This is a genomic window from Endozoicomonas sp. 2B-B (genome assembly GCF_053470045.1).
This window is the reverse complement of sequence record NZ_JBLZMU010000001.1, coordinates 5563137-5588061: the sequence shown is the minus strand read 5'-3', so window position 1 is coordinate 5588061 and position 24925 is coordinate 5563137. Positions and strand designations below refer to the sequence as shown.

The window sequence follows — 24925 nt, the reverse complement described above, 5'->3', positions numbered from 1 at the left end:
GCTCATTTCCTGTATTCCCATAAGTTGGCTGAACCTGAACAGCCCGATCCTCTTCGAGGGTGTCACAGAACTCTGGTTCCCATGCTTTTAGGCCCTGTGGGCCCCAGGCGTGGGAACCCATACCTATCTCGAGCTGCAGAGTCCGCTTTTCAGGGGAGGTATGCATTCCCACGCAGAGCGTGGGAACGAGTTGTTGGGCTTTTGCGACAGCCTCCGGAGCCTGGGAACGAGTTGTTGGAGTTTTACGTGCCCCCTGAAGTTCTGGAGAACACTTCCAATGCGCTGATCGTCGGGGGCGCCGCCGGTGGTGATGATGACAATAAGCCACCTGACGGAAACAGCGGGAGTCCTGACCCAGAACCCCAACCTGTCCTTACCCTTATTCCTGATCCTGTCCAAACTTGTCTGCAGCAAAAAAAGCAACTGCTTATAATATTACAAATCAAACGACTATGGGCGATTATGACAGGCCAGACCACGCTGGCCCGGATTTTGTCAGACCGGATCATGGTGATTGCAGCCGATCTTCTTGATCTGGAAAGGTCAGACCCTGGCACGATTCAACCGGGGCTGGTTCAGACATGGCTGGCAGAGAATGATCAGGAACTCAGTGTTTACCGTGAGATGGTTTCTGGCAAATATTCTGGCCGACAGACGGGTAACGGGAAAAAGAATTCATCCTCCCGAACGACCAAAGCATCAACGACCGCGACAACAGGTCAGACTGGCCAGACAAGCGGATCTGCTGCCCACGACGGGGGAACCGGTTCGACAGGCAATGGTCGTGGAGGCGATGACCCACTGAAACCCTCAGCTGGGCAGAGTACCGGACATTCGGTTGTCACTTGTTCGAAGTGTGACAGGGCATTGAATCCACAGGAATTAGAACGTGTAGCAAATCAGACAGCAGCTTCAGCGTTGTTGTGCAACAAGTGCCTGTCGGGCATTCAAGGTAACAAAAGGGTAAGACAAATCAGGGAAGAAGCAGAACCGGATTCACCAGAACCTGCTCCGAAAAAAAAGAAGGGCCCGGGTAGAAAGAGAAATAATTCAACAGCTGTTGCTGAACCAGCGGCCAAAAAAAAGAAACCGCCAGATACTCAAATTCCCGATGATCCGTTAGAAAAAATAAAAGCAAATATCAGGTACGAACTAAGTCAGGAAGAGCTGAAAAAAGTGCAAACCCTGGTGGCGGTATTCAAGAAAAAAAACATCACTGTAAAAAACACTTTTTATATGCTGCTTGGTTTCGTAGATAGAGATTCTTTTAATGGCTTCTTCGATAATGCCGCCGCCTTTTTTGGGCACCTTTCTAAAAACGTCAAAAATACAGGCATGCTGACCAGCATGCTGAATAATTGCAAAAAACATATCCGTAGTTTTGCAGAGCGTAGCCAGGATGAACTCGAATATTTAGCGAATTTAGATGTAGTGACTTCTTTCTCGTCCATGAATAATGGCAAAGGTGTGCCCACAAATAAGGAAGTGAAAGCAATACTGGGCTGGCCAGAATGGAAAGACAGGGATGGTGAGTTTAATACGAAGTTGTTCCGATCCTTCTCGTCAATGAATTGTGGCAAAGGCATGCTGAAACATGAACAAGTGAAAGAGGTGCTGGGCTGGCCGGAGTGGAAAGACAAGAATGGCAAGTTCAGTATGGAACTGTTCCGCTCCTTATCATCCATGAACAGTAGTAAAGGCATGCTCAAACATGAGGAAGTGAAAGAGGTGCTGGCCTGGTCGGAATGGAAAGACAAGGATGGCGAGTTCAGTATTGAGCTGTTCCGCGCCTTCTCATCCATGAACAGTGGTAAAGGCATGCTCAAACAAGAGGAAGTGAAAGAGGTGCTGGGCTGGCCGGAATGGAAAGACGAGGATGGCGAGTTCAGTATGGAGTTGTTCCGTTCCTTCTCGTCTATGAACCATGGCAAAGGCATCCTGAAACATGAGCAAGTGAAAGAGGTGCTGGGTTGGTCGGAATGGAAAGACAGGGAGGGCGAGTTCAGTATGGAGCTTTTCCGCTCCTTCTCATCCATGAATAGTGGCAAAGGCATCCTCAAACAAAAGGAAGTGAAAGAGATGTTGGGTTGGCCGGAATGGAAGGACAAGAATGGTGAGTTCAATATGGAGCTGTTCCGTTCCTTCTCATCCACGAACAATGGTAAAGGCATGCTCAAACATGAGCAAGTGAAAGAGGTGCTGGCCTGGTCGGAATGGAAAGACAAGGATGGCGAGTTCAGTATGGAGCTATTACGCTCCTTCTCATCCATGAACAATGGTAAAGGCTTGCCCACTCATGAGCAAGTGAAAGAGGTGCTGGGCTGGCCGGAATGGAAAGACAAGAATGGCGAGTTCAACATTGAGCTGTTCCGCGCTTTTTCCTCCATGAATAGCAGCAAGGGCATGATTAAACATGAGGAAGTGAAAGACGTGCTGGGCTGGCTGGAATGGAGAGACAAGAATGGCGAGTTGAATATGGAGCTGTTCCGCTCCTTCTCATCCATGAACAATGGTAAAGGCGTGCTCAAAAAAAACGAAGTGAAAGAGGTGCTGGGTTGGCCGGAATGGAAAGACAAGGATGGCGAGTTCAATATGGAGCTGTTCCGCTCCTTCTCATCCATGCATAGTCAGAAAGACATGTTCAAACACAGGGAAGTGAAAGAGGTGCTGGGCTGGCCGGAATGGAAGGACAAGGATGGCGAGTTCAATATGGAGCTGTTCCGCTCCTTCTCGTCTATGAATCATCGCAAGGGCTTGCTCAAACAAGAGGAAGTGAAAGAGGTGCTGTCCTGGTCGGAATGGAAAGACAAGCATGGTGAGTTCAATATTGAGCTGTTCCGCTCCTTCTCATCCATGAACAATGGTAAAGGCGTGCTCAAAAAAAAGGAAGTGAAAGCGATGTTGGGCTGGCCGGAATGGAAAGACAAGGATGGCGAGTTCATTATGGAGCTGTTCCGCTCCTTCTCGTCTATGAATCATGGCAAAGGCATGCTCAAACAAGAGGAAGTGAAAGAGGTGCTGGACTGGGCGGAATGGAAAGACAAGGATGGCGAGTTCAATATGGAGCTGTTCCGCGCCTTCTCATCTATGAATCATGGCAAAGGCATGCTCAAACAAGAGGAAGTGAAAGAGGTGCTGGGCTGGCTGGAATGGAAAGACAAGGATGGCGAGTTCATTATGGAGCTGTTCTGCGCCTTCTCGTCCATGAATAGTGGCAGAGGCATGCTCAAACAAAAGGAAGTGAAAGAGATGTTGGGTTGGCCTGAATGGAAACACAAGGATGGCGAGTTCAGTATGGAGTTGTTCCGCGCCTTTTCATCCATGAATAATGGCAGAGGTATGCTCAAACATGAGAAAGTGAAAGAAGTGCTCGGCTGGTCTGAATGGCAACACAAGGGTGTCGAGCTCAATATGAAGCTGTTCCGCGTTTTCTCGTCTATGAATCACGGCCAAGGCTTGCCCAAACATGAGCCTGTGAAAAAAGTGCTGGACTGGATAGATTGCCGTGGGGCGCCCAATCACAGGCTACTGCAAATCATGTCCAGGCTCTGGGTATCAGCAGGGCTACCTGCTATCAAGCTGCTGCAACACCGGGAAACACAACTGAAACAGTTACTGCTTACAGAACTTACCGGAGAACACAGCAACCGGGATAATGAAGGAGATGATAAATACAATTGCCAGATAAAAACAGTCGCTCTTTATCTTTCCACCCCTAAGCCAGACTGGTCGCTAAAATGGACGGTTTTAAAACAGTTCTGCCAATTGCATAAAGAGACTAAAACGCTTCTGATGCTGGAATCATTGATAGGATTTTTATCTTCTTCCGGAGGGAAAAGCGTCAAACGTTACCTTCAGGCTAATCAACTGGATCGGCATTTTTTGTGGCGTCATTCAATGAAAGCCGTGCCTTTGCGGGTGTTAAATAGAGCAATGTTTCTGTGTTCTTCCGATGAAGACAGGGAGCGTTTTGTCTATTTTGCCAAGCGGCTGAAGTCGTTGCCAGATAAAAGATTATGGGAGCAATACTCAGCCCTGTTACAACCATTATCGGCGGTGCTGAAACTCGACTCTATGCAAAGGCTCTATCTGGAAATCCTGCAACCCTTAACAAAGGATCATCAGCTGCGTTTTCTGGATGCCAGCCATGCCCAGGCTGTATTCGACCTGTTTCCCTCGTTGAGTGCTCTGCAAAAACTCAGCAAAGAGCATTCTTCCCATTGGTTAAACAAGCTGCTTAAAGCCTGCCTGCAACTAAAAACCCATGACATTACCAAAGAAGGTATCCAGATACTGTTCGAAGCGCTGCTCAAAACCCATAGTCTTCTACCCTGGGATAACGAGATCCCCGATCACTTTTTGTCCGGGATGCAAACGACCGACAACAACCATGTTGAGATACCTGTCTCCGGACTTATCCAATCTGGAGAACAGTTGGCCCTGAGCTATATCTCTGTGTTGATGCAGAACCTCAATGAGATGTCTTTTACCGTCAAAGGGCAATGGCTTGAGGTTGAATTACCAAGTGGCAGAGTTCAAAACTACCGCTTTCCAATGCCACAGCTGAAAATACAGGATGAAAAAATGGCCATCAGCAACTGGTCAGAGGAGCAGTTCAGGACTGTATTGAAAATCACCGGGATAGCTGAACACTATTATTTGACTGCAGATCAATGGCAGAAACTGGATAACGTACAATCCAGGCAAGCTGAAGCATGTCAGCCAGAGAATGAATTGGAACCACAAAAACAGGCGTTTGGCAGTTTATGGTTAAAGCTCAACCAGACAGAAATTTTTGGCAGCGAAATACTGAATTTACTGGAGGAGTACGAGAGCGAAATGGAGCTTATGCATACAGTGACTCTCCTTAAAAAAGCCAAAATCGATAGCGCTACCCACATATTGGAAGTGTGGAGGCAACGGGCGTGCAGCAAAATAGAACAGTTAAAAAAGCAAGACCCTTTATTATCAGATGTTGATCCTGATGTTTATAAAGGTTGTCAGGAACTGGAGTTGCTTGATGGGTGTGGGAGTATTTTCTAAAAAGACTTGTGTCGCCTGATAAAGCTTCTAAAAACAAACTGTCTGCCAAATCCGTTTATGGCAAGCTCGCCAGTGAGCTGCTATAAAGTCTGCCGCAAACGTCAATCAATAGGCCTGAGCCGGACGACGCACAAATTTTTCCCAATGGCTAATGGATTCACAGAAGCTGATTTTTTAAGCCAGGATCTATGAAACGCTCACAAAAAAACAAAACGGCCATATCGAGAGTTCGATCACTGCTGGTGACGATAATATTTGGTGGGCCGCTGCATGCAGTGGAATTAGTCGGCTCAAGTCCGCTACCCGCCTATTTTCTGTATTCCCATAAGTTGGCTGAATCTGAACAGCCCCACCCTCTTCGATGGCATCAAAAAAACCTGACTCCCATGCTTTTAGGCCCTGTGGGCCCTAGACGTGGGGACCTGTATGTTATCTCAAGTCGCAGTATCCGGCTTTCAGGGGGGATATGCATTCCCACGCCGGATGACGATAAGCCACCTGACAGAAACAGCAGGAGTCCTTACCCAAAGCCCCAACCTGTCCTTACCCTTGTTCCTGATCCTGTCCAAACTTGTCTGCAGCAAAAAAAGCAACTGCTTGTAATATTACAAATCAAACGACTATGGGCGATTATGACAGGCCAGACCACCCTGTCCCGGATTTTGTCAGACCGGATCATGGTGATTGAAGCCGATCTTCTTGATCTGGAAAGGTCAGACCTTGGCACGATTCAACCGGGGCTGGTTCAGAAATGGATGGCAGAGGATGGCCAGGAACTCACAGTTTACCGTGAGATGGTTTCTGGCAAATACTCTGGCCGACAGGCGGGTAACGGGAAAAAGAATTCATCCTCCCGAACGACCAAAGCATCAACGACCGCAACAACAGTTCAGACCGGCCAGACAAGTGGATCTTCTGCCCGTAACTTGGGAACCGGTTCGACAGGCGCCAATGGTCGTGGAGGCGATGACCCACTGAAACCCTCAGCTGAGCAGAATACCGGAAATTCGGTTGTTACTTGTTCGAAGTGTGACAAGGCATTGAATCCACAGGAATTAGGACGTGTAGCAAATCAGACAGCAGCTTCAGCGTTGTTGTGCAACAAGTGCCTGTCGGGCATTCAAGGTAACAAAAGGGTAAGACAAATCAGGGAAGAAGCAGAACCGGATTCACCAGAACCCGCTCCGAAAAAAAAGAAGGAGTCAGGTAGAAAGAGAAATAATTCAACAGCTGTTACTGAACCACCGGCCAAAAAAAAGAAACCGCCAGACACTCAAATTGCCGATGATCCGCTAGAAAAAATAAAAGCAAATATCAAGTACGAATTAAGTCAGGAAGAGCTGAAAAAAGTGCAAACCCTGATGGCGATATTCAAGAAAAAAAACATCACTGTAAAAAACACTTTTTATAAGCTGCTTGGTTTCGTAGATAGAGATTCTTTTAATGGCTTCTTCGATAATGCCGTCGGCTTTTTTGGGCACCTTTCTGAAAACTTCAAAAATACAGGCATGCTGACCGGCATGCTGAACAATAGCAAAAAACATATCCGTAGCTTTGCAGAGCGTAGCCAGGATGAACTCGAATATTTAGCGAATTTAGATGTAGTGACTTCTTTCTCGTCCATGAATAATGGCAAAGGCGTGCCCACACATGAACAAGTGAAAGGAATACTGGGCTGGCCAGAGTGGAAAGACAGGGATGGTGAGTTTAATACGAAGTTGTTCCGATCCTTCTCGTCAATGAATTGTGGCAAAGGCATGCTGAAACATGAACAAGTAAAAGAGGTGCTGGGCTGGCCGGAGTGGAAAGACAAGGATGGCGAGTTCAGTATGGAACTGTTCCGCTCCTTATCATCCATGAACAGTAGTAAAGGCATGCTCAAACATGAGGAAGTGAAAGAGGTGCTGGCCTGGTCGGAATGGAAAGACAAGGATGGTGAGTTCAGTATGGAACTGTTCCGCGCCTTCTCATCCATGAACAGTGGTAAAGGCATGCTCAAACAAGAGGAAGTGAAAGAGGTGCTGGGCTGGCCGGAATGGAAAGGCGAGGATGGTGAGTTCAGTATGGAATTGTTCCGATCCTTCTCGTCTATGAACCATGGCAAGGGCATCCTGAAACATGAGCAAGTGAAAGAGGTGCTGGGTTGGTCGGAATGGAAAGACAAGGATGGTGAGTTCAGTATGGAGCTGCTCCGCTCCTTCTCATCCATGAACAATGGCAAGGGCATGCTCAAACATGAGCAAGTGAAAGAAGTGCTGAGCTGGCCGGAATGGAAAGACAAGGATGGTGAGTTCAGTATGGAGCTGCTCCGTTCCTTCTCGTCTATGAGTCATGGCAAAGGCATCCTCAGACATGAGGAAGTTAGAGAGGTTCTGGGTTGGCCGGAATGGAAAGACAAGGATGGCGAGTTCAATATGGAGCTGTTCCGCTCCTTCTCATCCATGCATAGTCAGAAAGGCATGTTCAAACACAGGGAAGTGAAAGAGGTGCTGGGCTGGCCGGAATGGAAAGATGAGGATGGCGAGTTCGGTATGGAGTTGTTCCGTTCCTTCTCGTCTACGAACCATGGCAAAGGCATCCTGAAACATGAGCAAGTGAAAGAGGTGCTGGGTTGGTCGGAATGGAAAGGCAAGGATGGCGAGTTCAGTATGGAGCTGTTCCGCACCTTCTCATCTATGAATCATGGCAAAGGCATGCTCAAACATGAGCAAGTGAAAGAGGTGCTGGGCTGGCCGGAATGGAAAGACAAGGATGGCGAGTTCAGTATGGAGCTGTTCCGCGCCTTCTCGTCTATGAATAACGGCAAAGGCATGCCCAAACAAAAGGAAGTGAAAGAGGTGCTGGGCTGGCCGGAATGGAAGGACAAGGATGGCGAATTCAATATGGAGCTGTTCCGCTCCTTCTCATCTATGAATCATGGCAAAGGCATGCTCAAACATGAGCAAGTGAAAGAGGTACTGGGCTGGCCGGAATGGAAAGACAAGGATGGCGAGTTCAGTATGGAGCTGTTCCGCTCCTTCTCATCCATGAATAATGGCAAAGGCGTGCTCAAACATGAGGAAGTGAAAGAGGTGCTCGGCTGGCCGGAATGGAAAGACAAGGATGGCGAGTTCAGTATGGAGCTGTTCCGCGCCTTCTCATCTATGAATTATGGCAAAGGTATGCTCAAACATGAACAAGTGAAAGAGGTGCTGGGTTGGCCAGAATGGAGAGACAAGGATGGCGAGTTCAATATGGAGCTGTTCCGCGCCTTCTCGTCTATGAATCATGGCAAAAGCATGCTCAAACATAAGCAAGTGAAAGAGGTGCTGGGCTGGCCGGAATGGAAAGACAGAGATGGTGTGTTCAATACGAAGTTATTACGCGCTTTCTCGTCGATGAATCATGGTCAGGGTGTGCTCTGGCATCAGCAAGTGAAAGAGGTGCTGGGCTGGCCGGAATGGAAACACAGGGGTGACCAGTTCAATCTGAAGTTGTTCCGGGCTTTTTCGTCCATGAATAATGGCCAGGGCTTGCCCAAACATGAGCCTGTGAAAAAAGTGCTGGGCTGGATAGGTTACCGGCGGGCACCCAATCATAGTCTGCTGCAAATTATGACCAGGCTGTGGGCATCAGCAGGACTACCTGTTACTGAGGTGCTGCAACACCGGGAAACACAACTGAAACAGTGGCTGTTTACAGAATTTACCGGAGAACATAACAACTCGAATAATAAAGGAGATGACCAATACGATAGCGATTCAGAGAATGAAGAGGATGACAAATGCAATCGCCAGATAAAAACAGTCGCTCTTTATCTTTACACCCCTAAGCCAGACTGGTCACTGACATGGACGGTTTTAAAACAGTTCTGCCAATTGCATAAAGAGACTAAAACGGCTCTGATGCTGGCATCATTGATAGGGCTTTTATCTTCTTCTGGAGAGAAAAGTGTCGAGCGCTACCTTCAGGCTAATCAACAGGATCGGCATTTTTTGTGGCGTCATTCAATGAAAGCCGTGCCTTTGTGCGTGTTAAATAGAGCAATGTTCCTTTGTTCTTCTGATGAAGACAGGGAGCGTTTTGTCTTTTTTGCCAAGCGGCTGAAGACATTGCCGGATAAAAGACTATGGGAGCTGTATTCAGCTCTGTTGCAATCATTGTCAGGAGTGCTGAAACTCGAATATATGCAAGGGCTCTATCTGGAAATCCTGCAACCCTTAACAAAGGATGATCAGCTCCGTTTTCTGGATGCCAGCCATGCCCGGGTTGTGTTGGACCTGTTTCCCTCGTTGAGCGCCCTGCAAAAACTCAGCAAAGAGCATTCTTGCCATTGGTTAAAGAAGCTGCTTGAAGCCTGCCTGCAACTAAAAAACCATGACATCACCAAAGAAGGCATCCAGATACTGTTTGAAGCGCTGCTCAAAACCCATAGTCTTCTACCCTGGGATCACAATATCCCCGATCACTTTCTGTCCGGGATGCGAACAACCGACAATAACCATGCTGAGATACCTGTCTCCGGACTTATCCAGTCAGGAGAACAGTTGGCCCTGAGCTATATTGCTGTATTGATGCAGAACCTCAATAAGATGTCTTTCACCGTCAAAGGTCAGTGGCTTGAGGTTGAAGTGCCAGGTGACGGAGTTCAAAACTACCGCTTTCCAATGCCACAGCTGGAAATACAGGATGAAAAAATGGCCATCAGCAACTGGTCAGAAGAGCAGTTCAGGACTGTTTTGAAAATCACCGGGATATCTGAACACTATTATTTAACTGCAGATCAATGGCAGAAACTGGATAACGTTCAATCCACTGTGGCATGTCAGCCAGAAAATGAATTGGAACCACAAAAACAGGCATTTTCCAGTTTATGGTTAAAGCTGAACCAGACAGAAATTTTTGGCAGCGAAATACTGAATTTACTGGAGGAGTACGAGAGCGAAATGGAGCTTATGCATACAGTGACCCTCCTTAAAAAAGCCAAAATTGATAGCGCTACCCACATACTGGAAGAATGGCGGCAACGGGCGTGCAACAAAATAGAACAGTTAAAAAAGCAAGACCCTTTATTATCAGATGTTGATCCTGATGTTTATAAGGGTTGTCAGGAACTGGAGTTGCTTGATGGGTGTGGGAGTATTTTCTAAAAAGACTTGTGTCGTCTGATAAAGCTTCTAAAAAAAACTATCTGCCAAATCCGTTTATGGCTAGCTCGCCAGTGAGCTGCTATAAAGTCTGCCGCAAACGTCAATCAATAGTTCTGAGCCGGACGACGCACAAATTTTTCCCAATAGCGAATGGATTCACAGAAGCTGATTTTTTAAGCCTGGATCTATGAAACGCGCACAAAAAAACAAAACGGCCTTATCGAGGGTTCGATCACTGCTTCTGCTGGTGTCGATAATATTTGCTGGGCTGCTGCATGCACTGGAATTAGTCGGCTCAAGCTCGCTACCAGCCTATTTCCTGTATTCACATAAGTTAGCTGAACCTGAACAGCCCGATCCTCTTCGATGGACCCTGACTCCCATGCTTTTAGACCCTGTGGGTCCCAAACGCGGGAACCCGTATGCTATCTCAAATTGCAGTATCCAGCTTTCAGGGGGGATATGCATTCCCACTCCGGATGACGATAAGCCACCTGACGGAAACAGCGGGAGTCCTGAACCAGAGCGCCAACCTGATCTTACCCTTATTCCTGATCCTGTCCAAACTTGTCTGCAGCAAAAAAAGCAACTACTTGTAATATTACAAATCAAACGACTATGGGCGATTATGGCAGGCCAGACCACCCTGTCCCGGATTTTGTCAGACCGGATCATGGTGATTGAAGCCGATCTTCTTGATCTGGAAAGGTCAGACCTTGGCACGATTCAACCGGGGCTGGTTCAGACATGGCTGGCAGAGGATGGCCAGGAACTCAGAGTTTACCGTGAGATGGTTTCTGGCAAATATTCTGGCCGACAGAAGGGTAACAGGAAAAAGAATTCATCCTCCCGAACGGCCAAAGCATCAACGACTGCGACAACAGGTCAGACCGACCAAACAAGCAGATCTCCTGCCCGTAACAGAAGAACCGGTTCGACAGGCGCCAATGGTCGTGGAGGCGATGACCCACCGAAACCCTCAGCTGAGCAGATTACCGGAAATTCGGCTGTCGTTTGTTCGAAGTGTGACAAGGCATTGAATCCACAGGAACTAGAACGCGTAGCAAATCAGACAGCAGCTTCAGCGTTGTTGTGCGACAAGTGCCTGTCGGGCAATCAAGGTAACAAAAGGGTAAGACGAATCCGGGAAGAAGCAAAACCGGATTCACCAGAACCCGCTCCGAAAAAAAAGAAGGGCCCGGGTAGAAAGAGAAATAGTTCAACAGCTGTTGCTGAACCAGCGGCCAAAAAAAAGAAACCGGCAGATACTCAAATTCCCGATGATCCGTTGGAAAAAATAAAAGCAAATATCAAGTACGAATTAAGTCAGGAAGAGCTGGAAAAAGTGCAAACCCTGGTGGCGGTATTCAAGAAAAAAAACATCACTGTAAAAAACACTTTTTATAAGCGGCTTGGTTTTGTAGATAGAAAGTCTTTTAATGGTTTCTTCGATAATGCTGCCGCCTTTTTTGGACACCTTTCTGAAAACTTCAAAAATACAGGCATGCTGACCGGCATGCTGGGTAATAATAAAAAACATATCCTTAGTTTCGCAGAACGTAGCCTGAGTGAACTCGAATATTTAGCAAGTCTGGATGTATTGAATTCCTTCTCGTCCATGAATAATGGCAATGGCGTGCCCACACATGAACAAGTGAAAGCAATATTGGGCTGGCCAGAATGGAGAGACAGGGATGGCGAGTTTAATACGAAGTTGTTCCGCTCCTTCTCGTCAATGAACAATGGCAAAGGCATGCTCAAACATGAGCAAGTGAAAGAGGTGCTGGGCTGGCCGGAATGGAAGGACAAGGATGGCGAGTTCAGTATGGAGCTGTTCCGCTCCTTCTCATCCATGAACAATGGTAAAGGCGTGCCCACACATGAACAAGTGAAAGAGGTGCTGGGCTGGCCGGAATGGAAGGACGAGGATGGTGAGCTCAACATTGAGCTGTTCCGTGCCTTCTCGTCCATGAATAGCAGCAAGGGCATGATTAAACATGAGGAAGTGAAAGAGGTGCTGGGCTGGCCGGAATGGAAGGACAAGGATGGCGAGTTCAGTATGGAGCTGTTCCGCTCCTTCTCATCCATGAACAATGGTAAAGGCGTGCCCACACATGAACAAGTGAAAGAGGTGCTGGGCTGGCCGGAATGGAAAGACAAGGATGGCGAGTTCAGTATGGAGCTGTTCCGCTCCTTCTCATCCATGAACAATGGTAAAGGCGCGCTCAAAAAAAAGGAAGTGAAAAAGGTGCTGGGCTGGCCGGAATGGAAAGACAGGGATGGCGAGTTTAATACGAAGTTGTTCCGATCCTTTTCGTCAATGAATAGTGGCAAAGGCATGCTCAAACAAGAACAAGTGAAAGAGGTGCTGTCCTGGCCGGAATGGAAGGACAAGGATGGCGAGTTCATTAAAGAGCTGTTCCGCGCCTTCTCGTCTATGAACAATGGCAAAGGCATGCTCAAACATGAGCAAGTGAAAGAGGTGCTGGGTTGGCCGGAATGGAAAGATGAGGATGGCGAGTTCAGCATGGAGCTGTTCCGCTCCTTCTCATCCATGAATAGTGGCAAAGGCATGCTCAAACAAGAGGAAGTGAAAGAGGTGCTGAACTGGCCGGAATGGAAAGACAGGGATGGCGAGTTTAATACGAAGTTGTTCCGATCCTTCTCGTCAATGAACAATGGCAAAGGCATGCTCAAACATGAGCAAGCGAAAGAGGTGCTGGGCTGGCCGGAATGGAATGACAAGTATGGCGAGTTCAGTATGGAGCTGTTCCGCTCCTTCTCCTCCATGAATAGTGGCAAAGGCATGCTCAAACAAAAGGAAGTGAAAGCGATGTTGGGCTGGCCGGAATGGAAAGACAAGGATGGCGAGTTCAATATGGAGCTGTTCTGCGCCTTCTCGTCCATGAATAGTGGCAAAGGCATGCTCAAACATGAGGAAGTAAGAGAGGTACTGGGCTGGCCGGAGTGGAAAGACAAGGATGGTGAGTTCAGTATTGAGCTGTTCCGCGCCTTCTCGTCCATGAATAATGCCAGAGGCATGCTCAAACAAAATGAAGTAAAAGAGATGTTGGGTTGGCCTGAATGGAAAGACAAGGATGTCGAGTTCAGCATGGTGCTGTTCCGTGCCTTTTCATCCATGAAAAATGGCAGAGGCATGCTCAAACATGAGGAAGTAAGAAAGGTACTGGGCTGGCCGGAGTGGAAAGACAAGGATGGTGAGTTCAGTATTGAGCTGTTCCGCGCTTTTTCGTCCATGAATAATGGCCAGTGTTTGCCCAAATATGAGTCTGTGAAAAAAGTGCTGGACTGGATAGGTTACCAGGGGGCACTGAACCATTGGCTACTGCAAATTATGACCAGGCTCTGGGCATCAGCAGGGCTACCTGCTATCAAGATGCTGCAACAACGGGAAACACAACTGAAACAGTTACTGCTTAAAGAGCTTACAGGAGAACACAGCAACCCGGATAATGAAGGAGATGATGAATACAATAGCGACTCAGATGATGAAGAGGATAAATACAAACGCCAGATAAAAACAGTCGCTCTTTATCTTTCCACCCCTAAGCCAGACTGGTCGCTAAAATGGACGGTTTTAAAACAGTTCTGCCAATTGCATAAAGAGGCTAAAACGCTTCTGATGCTGGAATCATTGATAGGATTTTTATCTTCTTCTGGAGGGAAAAGCGTCAAACGCTACCTTCAGGCTAATCAACAGGATCAGCATTTTTTGTGGCGTCATTCAATAAAAGCCGTGCCTTTGCACATGTTAAATAGAGCAATGTTCCTGTGTTCTTCCGATGAAGGCAGGGAGCGTTTTGTCTATTTTGTCAAGCGGCTGAAGTCATTGCCGGATAAAAGACTATGGGAGCAGTACTCTGCCCTATTGCAAGCATTGTCAGGGGTGCTGAAACTCGAATATATGCAAGGGCTCTATCTGGAAATTCTCCAACCCTTAACAAAAGATGATCAGCTGCGTTTTCTGGATGCCAGCCATGCCCGGGCTGTATTCGATTTGTTTCCCTCGTTGAGCGCCCTGCAAAAACTCAGCAAAGAGCATTCTTCCCATTGGTTAAACAAGTTGCTTGAATCCTGCCTTCGACTTAAAACCCATGACATCACCAAAGAAGGCATCCAGATACTGTTCGAAGCGCTGCTCAAAACCCATAGTCTTCTACCTTGGGATCACGATATCCCCGATTACTTTCTATCCGGGATGCGAACAACCGACAATAACCATGTTGAGATACCTGTCTCCGGACTTATCCAGTCAGGAGAACAGTTGGCCCTGAGCTATATCGCTGTGTTGATGCAGAACCTTAATGAGATGTCGTTTACCGTCAAAGGGCAGTGGCTTGAGGTTGAGGTGCCAGGTGACGGAGTTCAAAACTACCGCTTTCCAATGCCACAGCTGGAAATACAGGATGAAAAAATGGTCATCAGCAACTGGTCAGAAGAGCAGTTCAGGACTGTTTTGAAAATCACCGGGATATCTGAACACTATTATTTAACTGCAGATCAATGGCAGAAACTGGATAACGTTCAATCCACTGTGGCATGTCAGCCAGAAAATGAATTGGAACCACAAAAACAGGCATTTTCCAGTTTATGGTTAAAGCTGAACCAGACAGAAATTTTTGGCAGCGAAATACTGAATTTACTGGAGGAGTACGAGAGCGAAATGGAGCTTATGCATACAGTGACCCTCCTTAAAAAAGCCAAAATTGATAGCGCTACCCACATACTGGAAGAATGGCGGCAACGGGCGTGCAACAAAATAGAACAGTTAAAAAAGCAAGACCCTTTATTATCAGATGTTGATCCTGATGTTTATAAGGGTTGTCAGGAACTGGAGTTGCTTGATGGGTGTGGGAGTATTTTCTAAAAAGACTTGTGTCGTCTGATAAAGCTTCTAAAAAAAACTATCTGCCAAATCCGTTTATGGCTAGCTCGCCAGTGAGCTGCTATAAAGTCTGCCGCAAACGTCAATCAATAGTTCTGAGCCGGACGACGCACAAATTTTTCCCAATAGCGAATGGATTCACAGAAGCTGATTTTTTAAGCCTGGATCTATGAAACGCGCACAAAAAAACAAAACGGCCTTATCGAGGGTTCGATCACTGCTTCTGCTGGTGTCGATAATATTTGCTGGGCTGCTGCATGCACTGGAATTAGTCGGCTCAAGCTCGCTACCAGCCTATTTCCTGTATTCACATAAGTTAGCTGAACCTGAACAGCCCGATCCTCTTCGATGGACCCTGACTCCCATGCTTTTAGACCCTGTGGGTCCCAAACGCGGGAACTCGTATGCTATCTCAAATTGCAGTATCCAGCTTTCAGGGGGGATATGCATTCCCACTCCGGATGACGATAAGCCACCTGACGGAAACAGCGGGAGTCCTGAACCAGAGCGCCAACCTGATCTTACCCTTATTCCTGATCCTGTCCAAACTTGTCTGCAGCAAAAAAAGCAACTACTTGTAATATTACAAATCAAACGACTATGGGCGATTATGGCAGGCCAGACCACCCTGTCCCGGATTTTGTCAGACCGGATCATGGTGATTGAAGCCGATCTTCTTGATCTGGAAAGGTCAGACCTTGGCACGATTCAACCGGGGCTGGTTCAGACATGGCTGGCAGAGGATGGCCAGGAACTCAGAGTTTACCGTGAGATGGTTTCTGGCAAATATTCTGGCCGACAGAAGGGTAACAGGAAAAAGAATTCATCCTCCCGAACGGCCAAAGCATCAACGACTGCGACAACAGGTCAGACCGACCAAACAAGCAGATCTCCTGCCCGTAACAGAAGAACCGGTTCGACAGGCGCCAATGGTCGTGGAGGCGATGACCCACCGAAACCCTCAGCTGAGCAGATTACCGGAAATTCGGCTGTCGTTTGTTCGAAGTGTGACAAGGCATTGAATCCACAGGAACTAGAACGCGTAGCAAATCAGACAGCAGCTTCAGCGTTGTTGTGCGACAAGTGCCTGTCGGGCAATCAAGGTAACAAAAGGGTAAGACGAATCCGGGAAGAAGCAAAACCGGATTCACCAGAACCCGCTCCGAAAAAAAAGAAGGGCCCGGGTAGAAAGAGAAATAGTTCAACAGCTGTTGCTGAACCAGCGGCCAAAAAAAAGAAACCGGCAGATACTCAAATTCCCGATGATCCGTTGGAAAAAATAAAAGCAAATATCAAGTACGAATTAAGTCAGGAAGAGCTGGAAAAAGTGCAAACCCTGGTGGCGGTATTCAAGAAAAAAAACATCACTGTAAAAAACACTTTTTATAAGCGGCTTGGTTTTGTAGATAGAAAGTCTTTTAATGGTTTCTTCGATAATGCTGCCGCCTTTTTTGGACACCTTTCTGAAAACTTCAAAAATACAGGCATGCTGACCGGCATGCTGGGTAATAATAAAAAACATATCCTTAGTTTCGCAGAACGTAGCCTGAGTGAACTCGAATATTTAGCAAGTCTGGATGTATTGAATTCCTTCTCGTCCATGAATAATGGCAATGGCGTGCCCACACATGAACAAGTGAAAGCAATATTGGGCTGGCCAGAATGGAGAGACAGGGATGGCGAGTTTAATACGAAGTTGTTCCGATCCTTCTCGTCAATGAACAATGGCAAAGGCATGCTCAAACATGAGCAAGTGAAAGAGGTGCTGGGCTGGCCGGAATGGAAAGACGGGGATGGCGAGTTCAGTATGGAGCTGTTCCGCTCCTTCTCGTCTATGAATAGTTGCAAGGGCATGATTAAACATGAGGAAGTCAAAGAGGTGCTGGGCTGGCCGGAATGGAAGGACAAGGATGGCGAGTTCAGTATGGAGCTGTTCCGCTCCCTCTCGTCTATGAATCATGGCAAAGGCATCCTCAAACATGAGGAAGTTAGAGAGGTGCTGGGCTGGCCAGAATGGAAAGACAAGGATGGCGAGTTCAACATTGAGCTGTTCCGCGCCTTCTCGTCCATGAATAGCAGCAAGGGCATGATTAAACATGAGGAAGTGAAAGAGGTACTGGGCTGGCTGGAATGGAAAGACAAGAATGGCGAGTTCAATATGGAGCTGTTCCGGTCCTTCTCGTCTATGCATCATGGCAAAGGCATTCTCAAGCAAAAGGAGGTAAAAGAGGTGCTGGGCTGGCCGGAATGGAAAGACGAAGATGGCGAGTTCAGTATGGAGCTGTTCCGCACCTTCTCATCCATGAACAGTGGTAAAGGCGTGCTCAAAAAAAAGGAAGTGAAAGAGATGCTGGGCTGGCCGGAATGGAAGGACAAGGATGGCGAGTTCAATATGGAGCTGTTCCGCGCCTTCTCGTCTATGAATAGCAGCAAGGGTATGATTAAACATGAGGAAGTCAAAGAGGTGCTGGGCTGGCCAGAATGGAAGGACAAGAATGGCGAGTTCAGTATCGAGTTGTTCCGTTCCTTCTCATCCATGAACAACGGTAAAGGCATCCTCAAACATCAGCAAGTGAAAGAGGTGCTAAGCTGGCCGGAATGGAAAGACAAGGATGGTGAGTTCAGTATGGAGCTTTTCCGCGCCTTCTCATCTATGAACCATAGCAAAGGCATCCTCAAACAAGAGGAGGTGAAAGAGGTGCTGGGCTGGCCGGAATGGAAAGACAAGGATGGCGAGTTCAGTATGGAGCTGTTCCGAGTCTTCTCGTCCATGAATAGTGGCAAAGGCATGCTCAAACAAAAGGAAGTGAAAGAGATGTTGGGTTGGCCTGAATGGAAAGACAAGAATGGAGAGTTCAGTATGGAGCTGTTCCGTTCTTTCTCATCCATGAATAGTGGCAAGGGTATGCTCAAACATGAGGAAGTGAAAGAGGTGCTGGCCTGGTCGGAATGGAAAGACAGGGATGGCGAGTTCTATATGGAGCTGTTCAGCGCCTTCTCGTCCATGAACAGTGGCAGAGGCATGCTCAAACAAAAGGAAGTGAAAGAGATATTGGGCTGGCCGGAATGGAGCGACAAGGATGGCGAGTTCATTATGGAGCTGTTCCGCGCCTTTTCATCCATGAATAATCGCAGAGGTATGCTCGAACATGAAAAAGTGAAAGAGGTGCTCAGCTGGTCTGAATGGAAACACAAGGGCGGCGAGTTCAATATGAAGCTGTTCCGCGCCTTTTCGTCCATGAATAATAAGAGAGGTATGCTCAAACATGAGCCTGTGAAAAAAGTGCTGGACTGGATAGGTTACTGTGGGGCACGCAATCACAGGCTACTGCAAATCATGTCCAGGCTCTGGGTATCTGCTGGGCTGCCTGCTATCAAAGTACTGGAAAATCAGGAAACACAACTGAAACAGTTACTGCTTACAGAACTTACCGGAGAACACAGCAATCCGGATAATGAAGGAGATGATAAATACAATCGCCAGATAAAAACAGTCGCTCTTTATCTTTCCACCCCTAAGCCAGACTGGTCACTAACATGGATGGTTTTAAAACAGTTCTGCCAATTGCATAAAGAGACTAAAACGGCTCTGATGCTGGAATCATTGATAGGATTTTTATCTTCTTCTGGAGGGAAAAGCGTCAAACGCTACCTTCAGGCTAATCAAAAGGATAGGCATTTTTTGTGGCATCATTCAATGAAAGCCGTGCCTTTGCGCGTGTTAAATAGAGCAATATTTCTGTGTTCTTGCGATGAAGACAGGGAGCGTTTTGTCTATTTTGTCAAGCGGCTGAAGTCATTGCCGGATAAAAGACTATGGGAGCAGTACTCTGCCCTGTTGCAATCCTTGTCGGCGGTGCTGAAACTCGAATATATGCAAGGGCTCTATCTGGAAATCCTGCAACCCTTAACAAAGGATGATCAGTTGCGTTTTCTGGATGCCAGTCATGCCCGGGCTGTGTTCGACCCGTTTCCCTCGTTGAGCGCCCTGCAAAAACTCAGCAAAGAGCATTCTTCTCATTGGTTAAAGAAGCTGCTTGAAGCCTGCCTGCAACTAAAAACCCATGACATCACCAAAGAAGGCATCCAGGTACTGTTCGAAGCGCTGCTCAGAACCCATAGTCTTTTACCCTGGGATAACGATATCCCCGATCACTTTTTGTCCGGGGTGCGAACAACCGACAATAACCATGTTGAGATACCTGTCTCCGGACTTATCCAATCGGGTGAACAGTTGGCCCTAAGCTATATTGCTGTGTTGATGCAGAACCTCAATGAGATGTCTTTTACCGTCAAAGGGCAGTGGCTTGAGGTTGAAGTGCCAGGTGACGGAGTTCAAAACTACCGCTTTCCAATGCCACAGCTGGAAATACAGGATGAAAAAATGGTAATCAACAACTGGTCAGAGGAGCAGTTCAGGACTTTTTTGAAAATCACCGGGATATCTGAACACTATTATTTGACTGCAGATCAATGGCAGAAACTGGATAACGTTCAATTCAGGCAAACTGTAGCATGTCAACCAGAGAATGAATTGGAACCACAAAAACAGGCGTTTGGCAGTTTATGGTTAAAACTGAACCAGACAGAAATTTTTGGCAGCGAAATACTGAATTTACTGGATGAGTATGAGAGCGAAATGGAGCTTATGCATACAGTGACCCTCCTTAAAAAAGCCAAAATCGATAGCGCTACCCACATACTGGAAGCATGGAGGCAACGGGCGTGCAACAAAATAGAACAGTTAAAAAAGCAAGACCCTTTATTATCCGATGTTGATCCTGATGTTTATAAAGGTTGTCAGGAACTGGAGTTGCTTGATGGGTGTGGGAGTATTTTCTAAAAAGACTTGTGTCGCCTGATAAAGCTTCTAAAAACAAACTGTCTGCCAAATCCGTTTATGGCAAGCTCGCCAGTGAGCTGCTATAAAGTCTGCCGCAAACGTCAATCAATAGGCCTGAGCCGGACGACGCACAAATTTTTCCCAATGGCGAATGGATTCACAGAAGCTGATTTTTTAAGCCAGGATCTATGAAACGCTCACAAAAAAACAAAACGGCCATATCGAGAGTTCGATCACTGCTGGTGACGATAATATTTGGTGGGCCGCTGCATGCAGTGGAATTAGTCGGCTCAAGTCCGCTACCCGCCTATTTTCTGTATTCCCATAAGTTGGCTGAATCTGAACAGCCCCACCCTCTTCGATGGCATCAAAAAAACCTGACTCCCATGCTTTTAGGCCCTGTGGGCCCTAGACGTGGGGACCCGTATGTTATCTCAAGTCGCAGTATCCGGCTTTCAGGGGGGATATGCATTCCCACGCCGGATGACGATAAGCCACCTGACAGAAACAGCAGGAGTCCTTACCCAAAGCCCCAACCTGTCCTTACCCTTGTTCCTGATCCTGTCCAAACTTGTCTGCAGCAAAAAAAGCAACTGCTTGTAATATTACAAATCAAACGACTATGGGCGATTATGACAGGCCAGACCACCCTGTCCCGGATTTTGTCAGACCGGATCATGGTGATTGAAGCCGATCTTCTTGATCTGGAAAGGTCAGACCCTGGCACGATTCAACCGGGGCTGGTTCAGAAATGGATGGCAGAGGATGGCCAGGAACTCAGAGTTTACCGTGAGATGGTTTCTGGCAAATACTCTGGCCGACAGGCGGGTAACGGGAAAAAGAATTCATCCTCCCGAACGACCAAAGCATCAACGACCGAAACAACAGGTCAGACTGGCCAGACAAGCGGATCTGCTGCCCGTAACAGAAGAACCGGTTCGACAGGCGCCAATGGTCGTGGAGGCGATGACCCACTGAAACCCTCAGCTGAGCAGAATACCGGAAATTCGGTTGTTACTTGTTCGAAGTGTGACAAGGCATTGAATCCACAGGAATTAGGACGTGTAGCAAATCAGACAGCAGCTTCAGCGTTGTTGTGCAACAAGTGCCTGTCGGGCATTCAAGGTAACAAAAGGGTAAGACAAATCAGGGAAGAAGCAGAACCGGATTCACCAGAACCTGCTCCGAAAAAAAAGAAGGGCCCGGGTAGAAAGAGAAATAATTCAACAGCTGTTGCTGAACCAGCGGCCAAAAAAAAGAAACCGGCAGACACTCAGATCCCCGATGAGCCATTGGAAAAAATAAAAGCAAATATCAGGTACGAATTAAGTCAGGAAGAGCTGAAAAAAGTGCAAACCCTGGTGGCGGTATTCAAGAGAAAAAACATCACTGTAAAAAACACTTTTTATAAGCGGCTTGGTTTTGTAGATAGAAAGTCTTTTAATGGTTTCTTCGATAATGCCGCCGCCTTTTTTGGACACCTTTCTAAAAACGTCAAAAATACAGGCATGCTGACTAGCATGCTGGGTAATAGTAAAAAACATATCCGAAGTTTTGCAGAGCGTAGCCAGGATGAACTCGAATATTTAGCGAGTTTAGATGTAGTGACTTCTTTCTCGTCCACGAATAATGGCAAAGGTGTGCCCACACATGAACAAGTGAAAGCAATACTGGGCTGGCCAGAATGGAAAGACAAAGATGGCGAGTTCAATATCGAACTGTTCCGCTCTTTCTCGTCCATGAATAATGGCCAAGGCGTACCCAAACATGAGGAAATGAGGGAGGTGCTGGGCTGGCCGGAATGGAAAGACAAGGATGGTGAGTTCAATATGGAACTGTTCCGCACCTTCTCATCCATGAACAATGGCAAAGGCATGCTCAAACATGAGCAAGTGAAAGAGGTGCTGGGCTGGCCGGAATGGAAAGACAAGGATGGCAAGTTCAATATGGAGCTGTTCCGCTCCTTCTCATCAATGAACAATGGTAAAGGCGTGCTCACACATGAGCAAGTGAAAGAGGTGTTGAACTGGCCGGAATGGAAGGACAAGAATGACGACTTCAGCATGAAGCTGTTCCGCGCCTTCTCATCCATGAACAATGGCAAAGGCATGCTCAAACATGAGCAAGTGAAAGAGGTGCTGAGCTGGCCGGAATGGAAAGACAAGGATGGTGAGTTCAGTATGGAGCTGCTCCGTTCCTTCTCGTCTATGAGTCATTGCAAAGGCATGCTCAAACATGAGCAAGTGAAAGAGGTGCTGGGTTGGCCGGAATGGAAAGACAAGGATGGCGAGTTCAGTATGGAGCTGTTCCGCTCCTTCTCATCCATGAATAGTCGCAAAGGCATGCCCAAACAAAAGGAAGTGAAAGAGGTGCTGGGCTGGCCCGAATGGAAGGACAAGGATGGCGAGTTCAGTACGAAGTTGTTCCGCGCCTTCTCATCTGTGAATAGAGGCAAAGGCATGCTCAAACGTGAGGAAGTGAGAGAGGCGCTGGGCTGGCCGGAATGGAAGGACAAGGATGGCGAGTTCAGTATGGAGCTGTTCCGCGCCTTCTCATCCATGAATAGTGGCAAAGGCATGCTCAAACATGAGGAAGTGAGAGAGGTGCTGGGCTGGCCGGAATGGAAGGACAAGGATGGCGAGTTCAGTATGGAGCTGTTCCGCTCCTTCTCATCCATGAACAATGGCAAAGGCGTGCTCAAACATGAGCAAGTGAAAGAGGTGCTGAGCTGGCCGGAATGGAGAGACAAGGATGGCGAATTCAGTATGGAGCTGTTCCGCTCCTTCTCATCCATGAACAACCGTAAAGGCATCCTCAAACATGAGCAAGTGAAAGAGGTGCTGGGCTGGCCGGAATGGAAAGACAAAGATGGCGAGTTCAATATGGAGCTGTTCCGCTCCTTCTCATCTATGAGTCATGGCAAGGGTGTACTCAAACATGAGGAAGTGAAAGAGGTGCTGGTCTGGTCGGAATGGAAAGACAGGGATGGCGAGTTCAGTATTGAGCTATTCCGCTCCTTCTCATCCATGAACAGTAGTAAAGGCATGCTCAAACAAGAGGAAGTGAAAGAGGTGCTGGGCTGGCCGGAATGGAAACACAAGGGTGGCGAGCTCAATATAAAGCTGTTCCGCGTTTTCTCGTCCATGAGTCACGGCCAAGGCTTGCCCAAACATGAGCCTGTGAAAAAAGTGCTGGACTGGATAGGTTGCCGGGGGGCGCCCAATCACAGGCTGCTGCATATCATGCCCAGACTCTGGGTATCAGCAGGGCTACCTGCTATCAAGCTGTTGCAACACTGGGAAACACAACTGAAACAGTTACTGCCTGCAGAACTTACCGGAGAACACAGCAACTCGGATAATGAAGGAGAGGATAAATACAATCACCAGATAAAAACAGTCGCCCTTTATCTTTCCACCCCCAAGGCAGACTGGTCGCTAAAATGGACGGTTTTAAAACAGTTCTGCCAATTTCATGAACAGACTAAAACGGTTCTGAGGCTGGGATCATTGATAGGACTTTTATCTTCTTCCGGAGGGAAAAGCGTCAAACGCTCCCTTCAGGCTAATCAACTGGAGCGGCATTTTTTGTGGCGTCATTCAATGAAAACCGTGCCTTTGCGCGTGTTAAATAGAGCAATGTTCCTGTGTTCTTCCGATGAAGACAGGGAGCGTTTTGTCTATTTTGCCAAGCGGCTGAAGTCATTGCCAGATAAAAGATTATGGGAGCAGTATTCAGCTCTGTTGCAACCATTGTCAGGAGTGCTGAAATTCGAATATATGCAAGGGCTCTATCTGGAAATCCTGCAACCCTTAACAAAGGATGATCAGCTGCGTTTTCTGGATGCCAGCCACGCCCGCGTTGTGTTCGACCTGTTTCCCTCGTTAAGCGCCCTGCAAAAACTCAGCAAAGAGCATTCTTCCCATTGGTTAAGCAAGCTGCTTGAAGCCTGCCTGCAACTAAAAACCCATGACATCACCAAAGAAGGCATCCAGATACTGTTTGAAGCGTTGCTCAAAACCCATAGTCTTCTACCCTGGGATCACGATATCCCCGATCACTTTTTGTCCGGGATGCAAACGACCGACAATAACCATGTTGAGATACCTGTCTCCGGACTAATCCAGTCAGGAGAACAGTTGGCCCTGAGCTATATCGTTGTGTTGATGCAGAACCTCAATGAGATGTCTTTTACCGTCAAAGGGCAGTGGCTTGAGGTTGAGGTGCCAGGTGACGGAGTTCAAAACTACCGCTTTCCAATGCCACAGCTGGAAATACAGGATGAAAAAATGGCCATCAGCAACTGGTCAGAAGAGCAGTTCAGGACTGTTTTAAAAATCACCGGGATATCTGAACACTATTATTTGATTGCAGATCAATGGCAGAAACTGGATAACGTTCAATCCAGGCAAGCTGAAGCATGTCAGCCAGAGAATGAATTGGAATCACAAAAACAGATGTTTGGCAGTTTATGGTTAAAGCTGAACCAGACAGAAATTTTTGGCACCGAAATACTGAATTTACTGGAGGAGTACGAGAGCGAAATGGAGCTTATGCATACAGTGACACTCCTTAAAAAAGCCAAAATCGATAGCGCTAGCCACATACTGGAAGCATGGAGGCAACGGGCGTGCAACAAAATAGAACAGTTAAAAAAGCAAGACCCTTTATTATCAGATGTTGATCCTGATGTTTATAAAGGTTGTCAGGAACTGGAGTTGCTTGATGGGTGTGGGAGTATTTTCTAAAAAGACTTGTGTCGTCTGATAAGGCTTCTGAAAACAAACTGTCTGCCAAATCCGTTCATGGCAAGCTTGCCAGTGCGGTGCTATAAAATCTAGCGTAAACGTGAATCATCAGGCTTAAGCCGGATGACGTACGAATTTTTTCCACTGGCGAATGGATTCACAGAAGCTGATTTTATTAGCCTGGATCTATGAGACGCTCACAACAAAAAAAAGCTGCCTGCTCGATGGTCCGATCACTGCTTCTGCTAGTGACGAT

5 protein-coding genes are annotated in these 24925 nt (G+C 47.2%); all 5 read left to right on the top strand.

Annotated elements, in window-relative coordinates:
- Positions 1 to 246: 246 nt before the first annotated feature.
- Positions 247 to 5043 (top strand): hypothetical protein, encoded by a 4797-nt coding sequence (locus tag ACOMHB_RS20695; RefSeq protein WP_448218032.1) that lies wholly within the window; start codon positions 247 to 249, stop codon positions 5041 to 5043.
- Positions 5044 to 5675: 632 nt separating this feature from the next.
- The gene (locus ACOMHB_RS20690) at positions 5676 to 10172 is read left to right on the top strand and encodes a hypothetical protein (RefSeq protein ID WP_448218031.1); all 4497 of its coding nucleotides are present in this window, start codon (positions 5676 to 5678) and stop codon (positions 10170 to 10172) included.
- 628 nt (positions 10173 to 10800) lie between these two features.
- The gene (locus ACOMHB_RS20685; protein ID WP_448218030.1) at positions 10801 to 15060 is read left to right on the top strand and encodes a hypothetical protein; all 4260 of its coding nucleotides are present in this window, start codon (positions 10801 to 10803) and stop codon (positions 15058 to 15060) included.
- A gap of 628 nt (positions 15061 to 15688) precedes the next feature.
- The gene (locus tag ACOMHB_RS20680) at positions 15689 to 19921 is read left to right on the top strand and encodes a hypothetical protein (protein ID WP_448218029.1); all 4233 of its coding nucleotides are present in this window, start codon (positions 15689 to 15691) and stop codon (positions 19919 to 19921) included.
- Between the two features lie 632 nt (positions 19922 to 20553).
- Positions 20554 to 24669 (top strand): hypothetical protein, encoded by a 4116-nt coding sequence (locus ACOMHB_RS20675; protein WP_448218028.1) that lies wholly within the window; start codon positions 20554 to 20556, stop codon positions 24667 to 24669.
- Positions 24670 to 24925 lie beyond the last annotated feature (256 nt).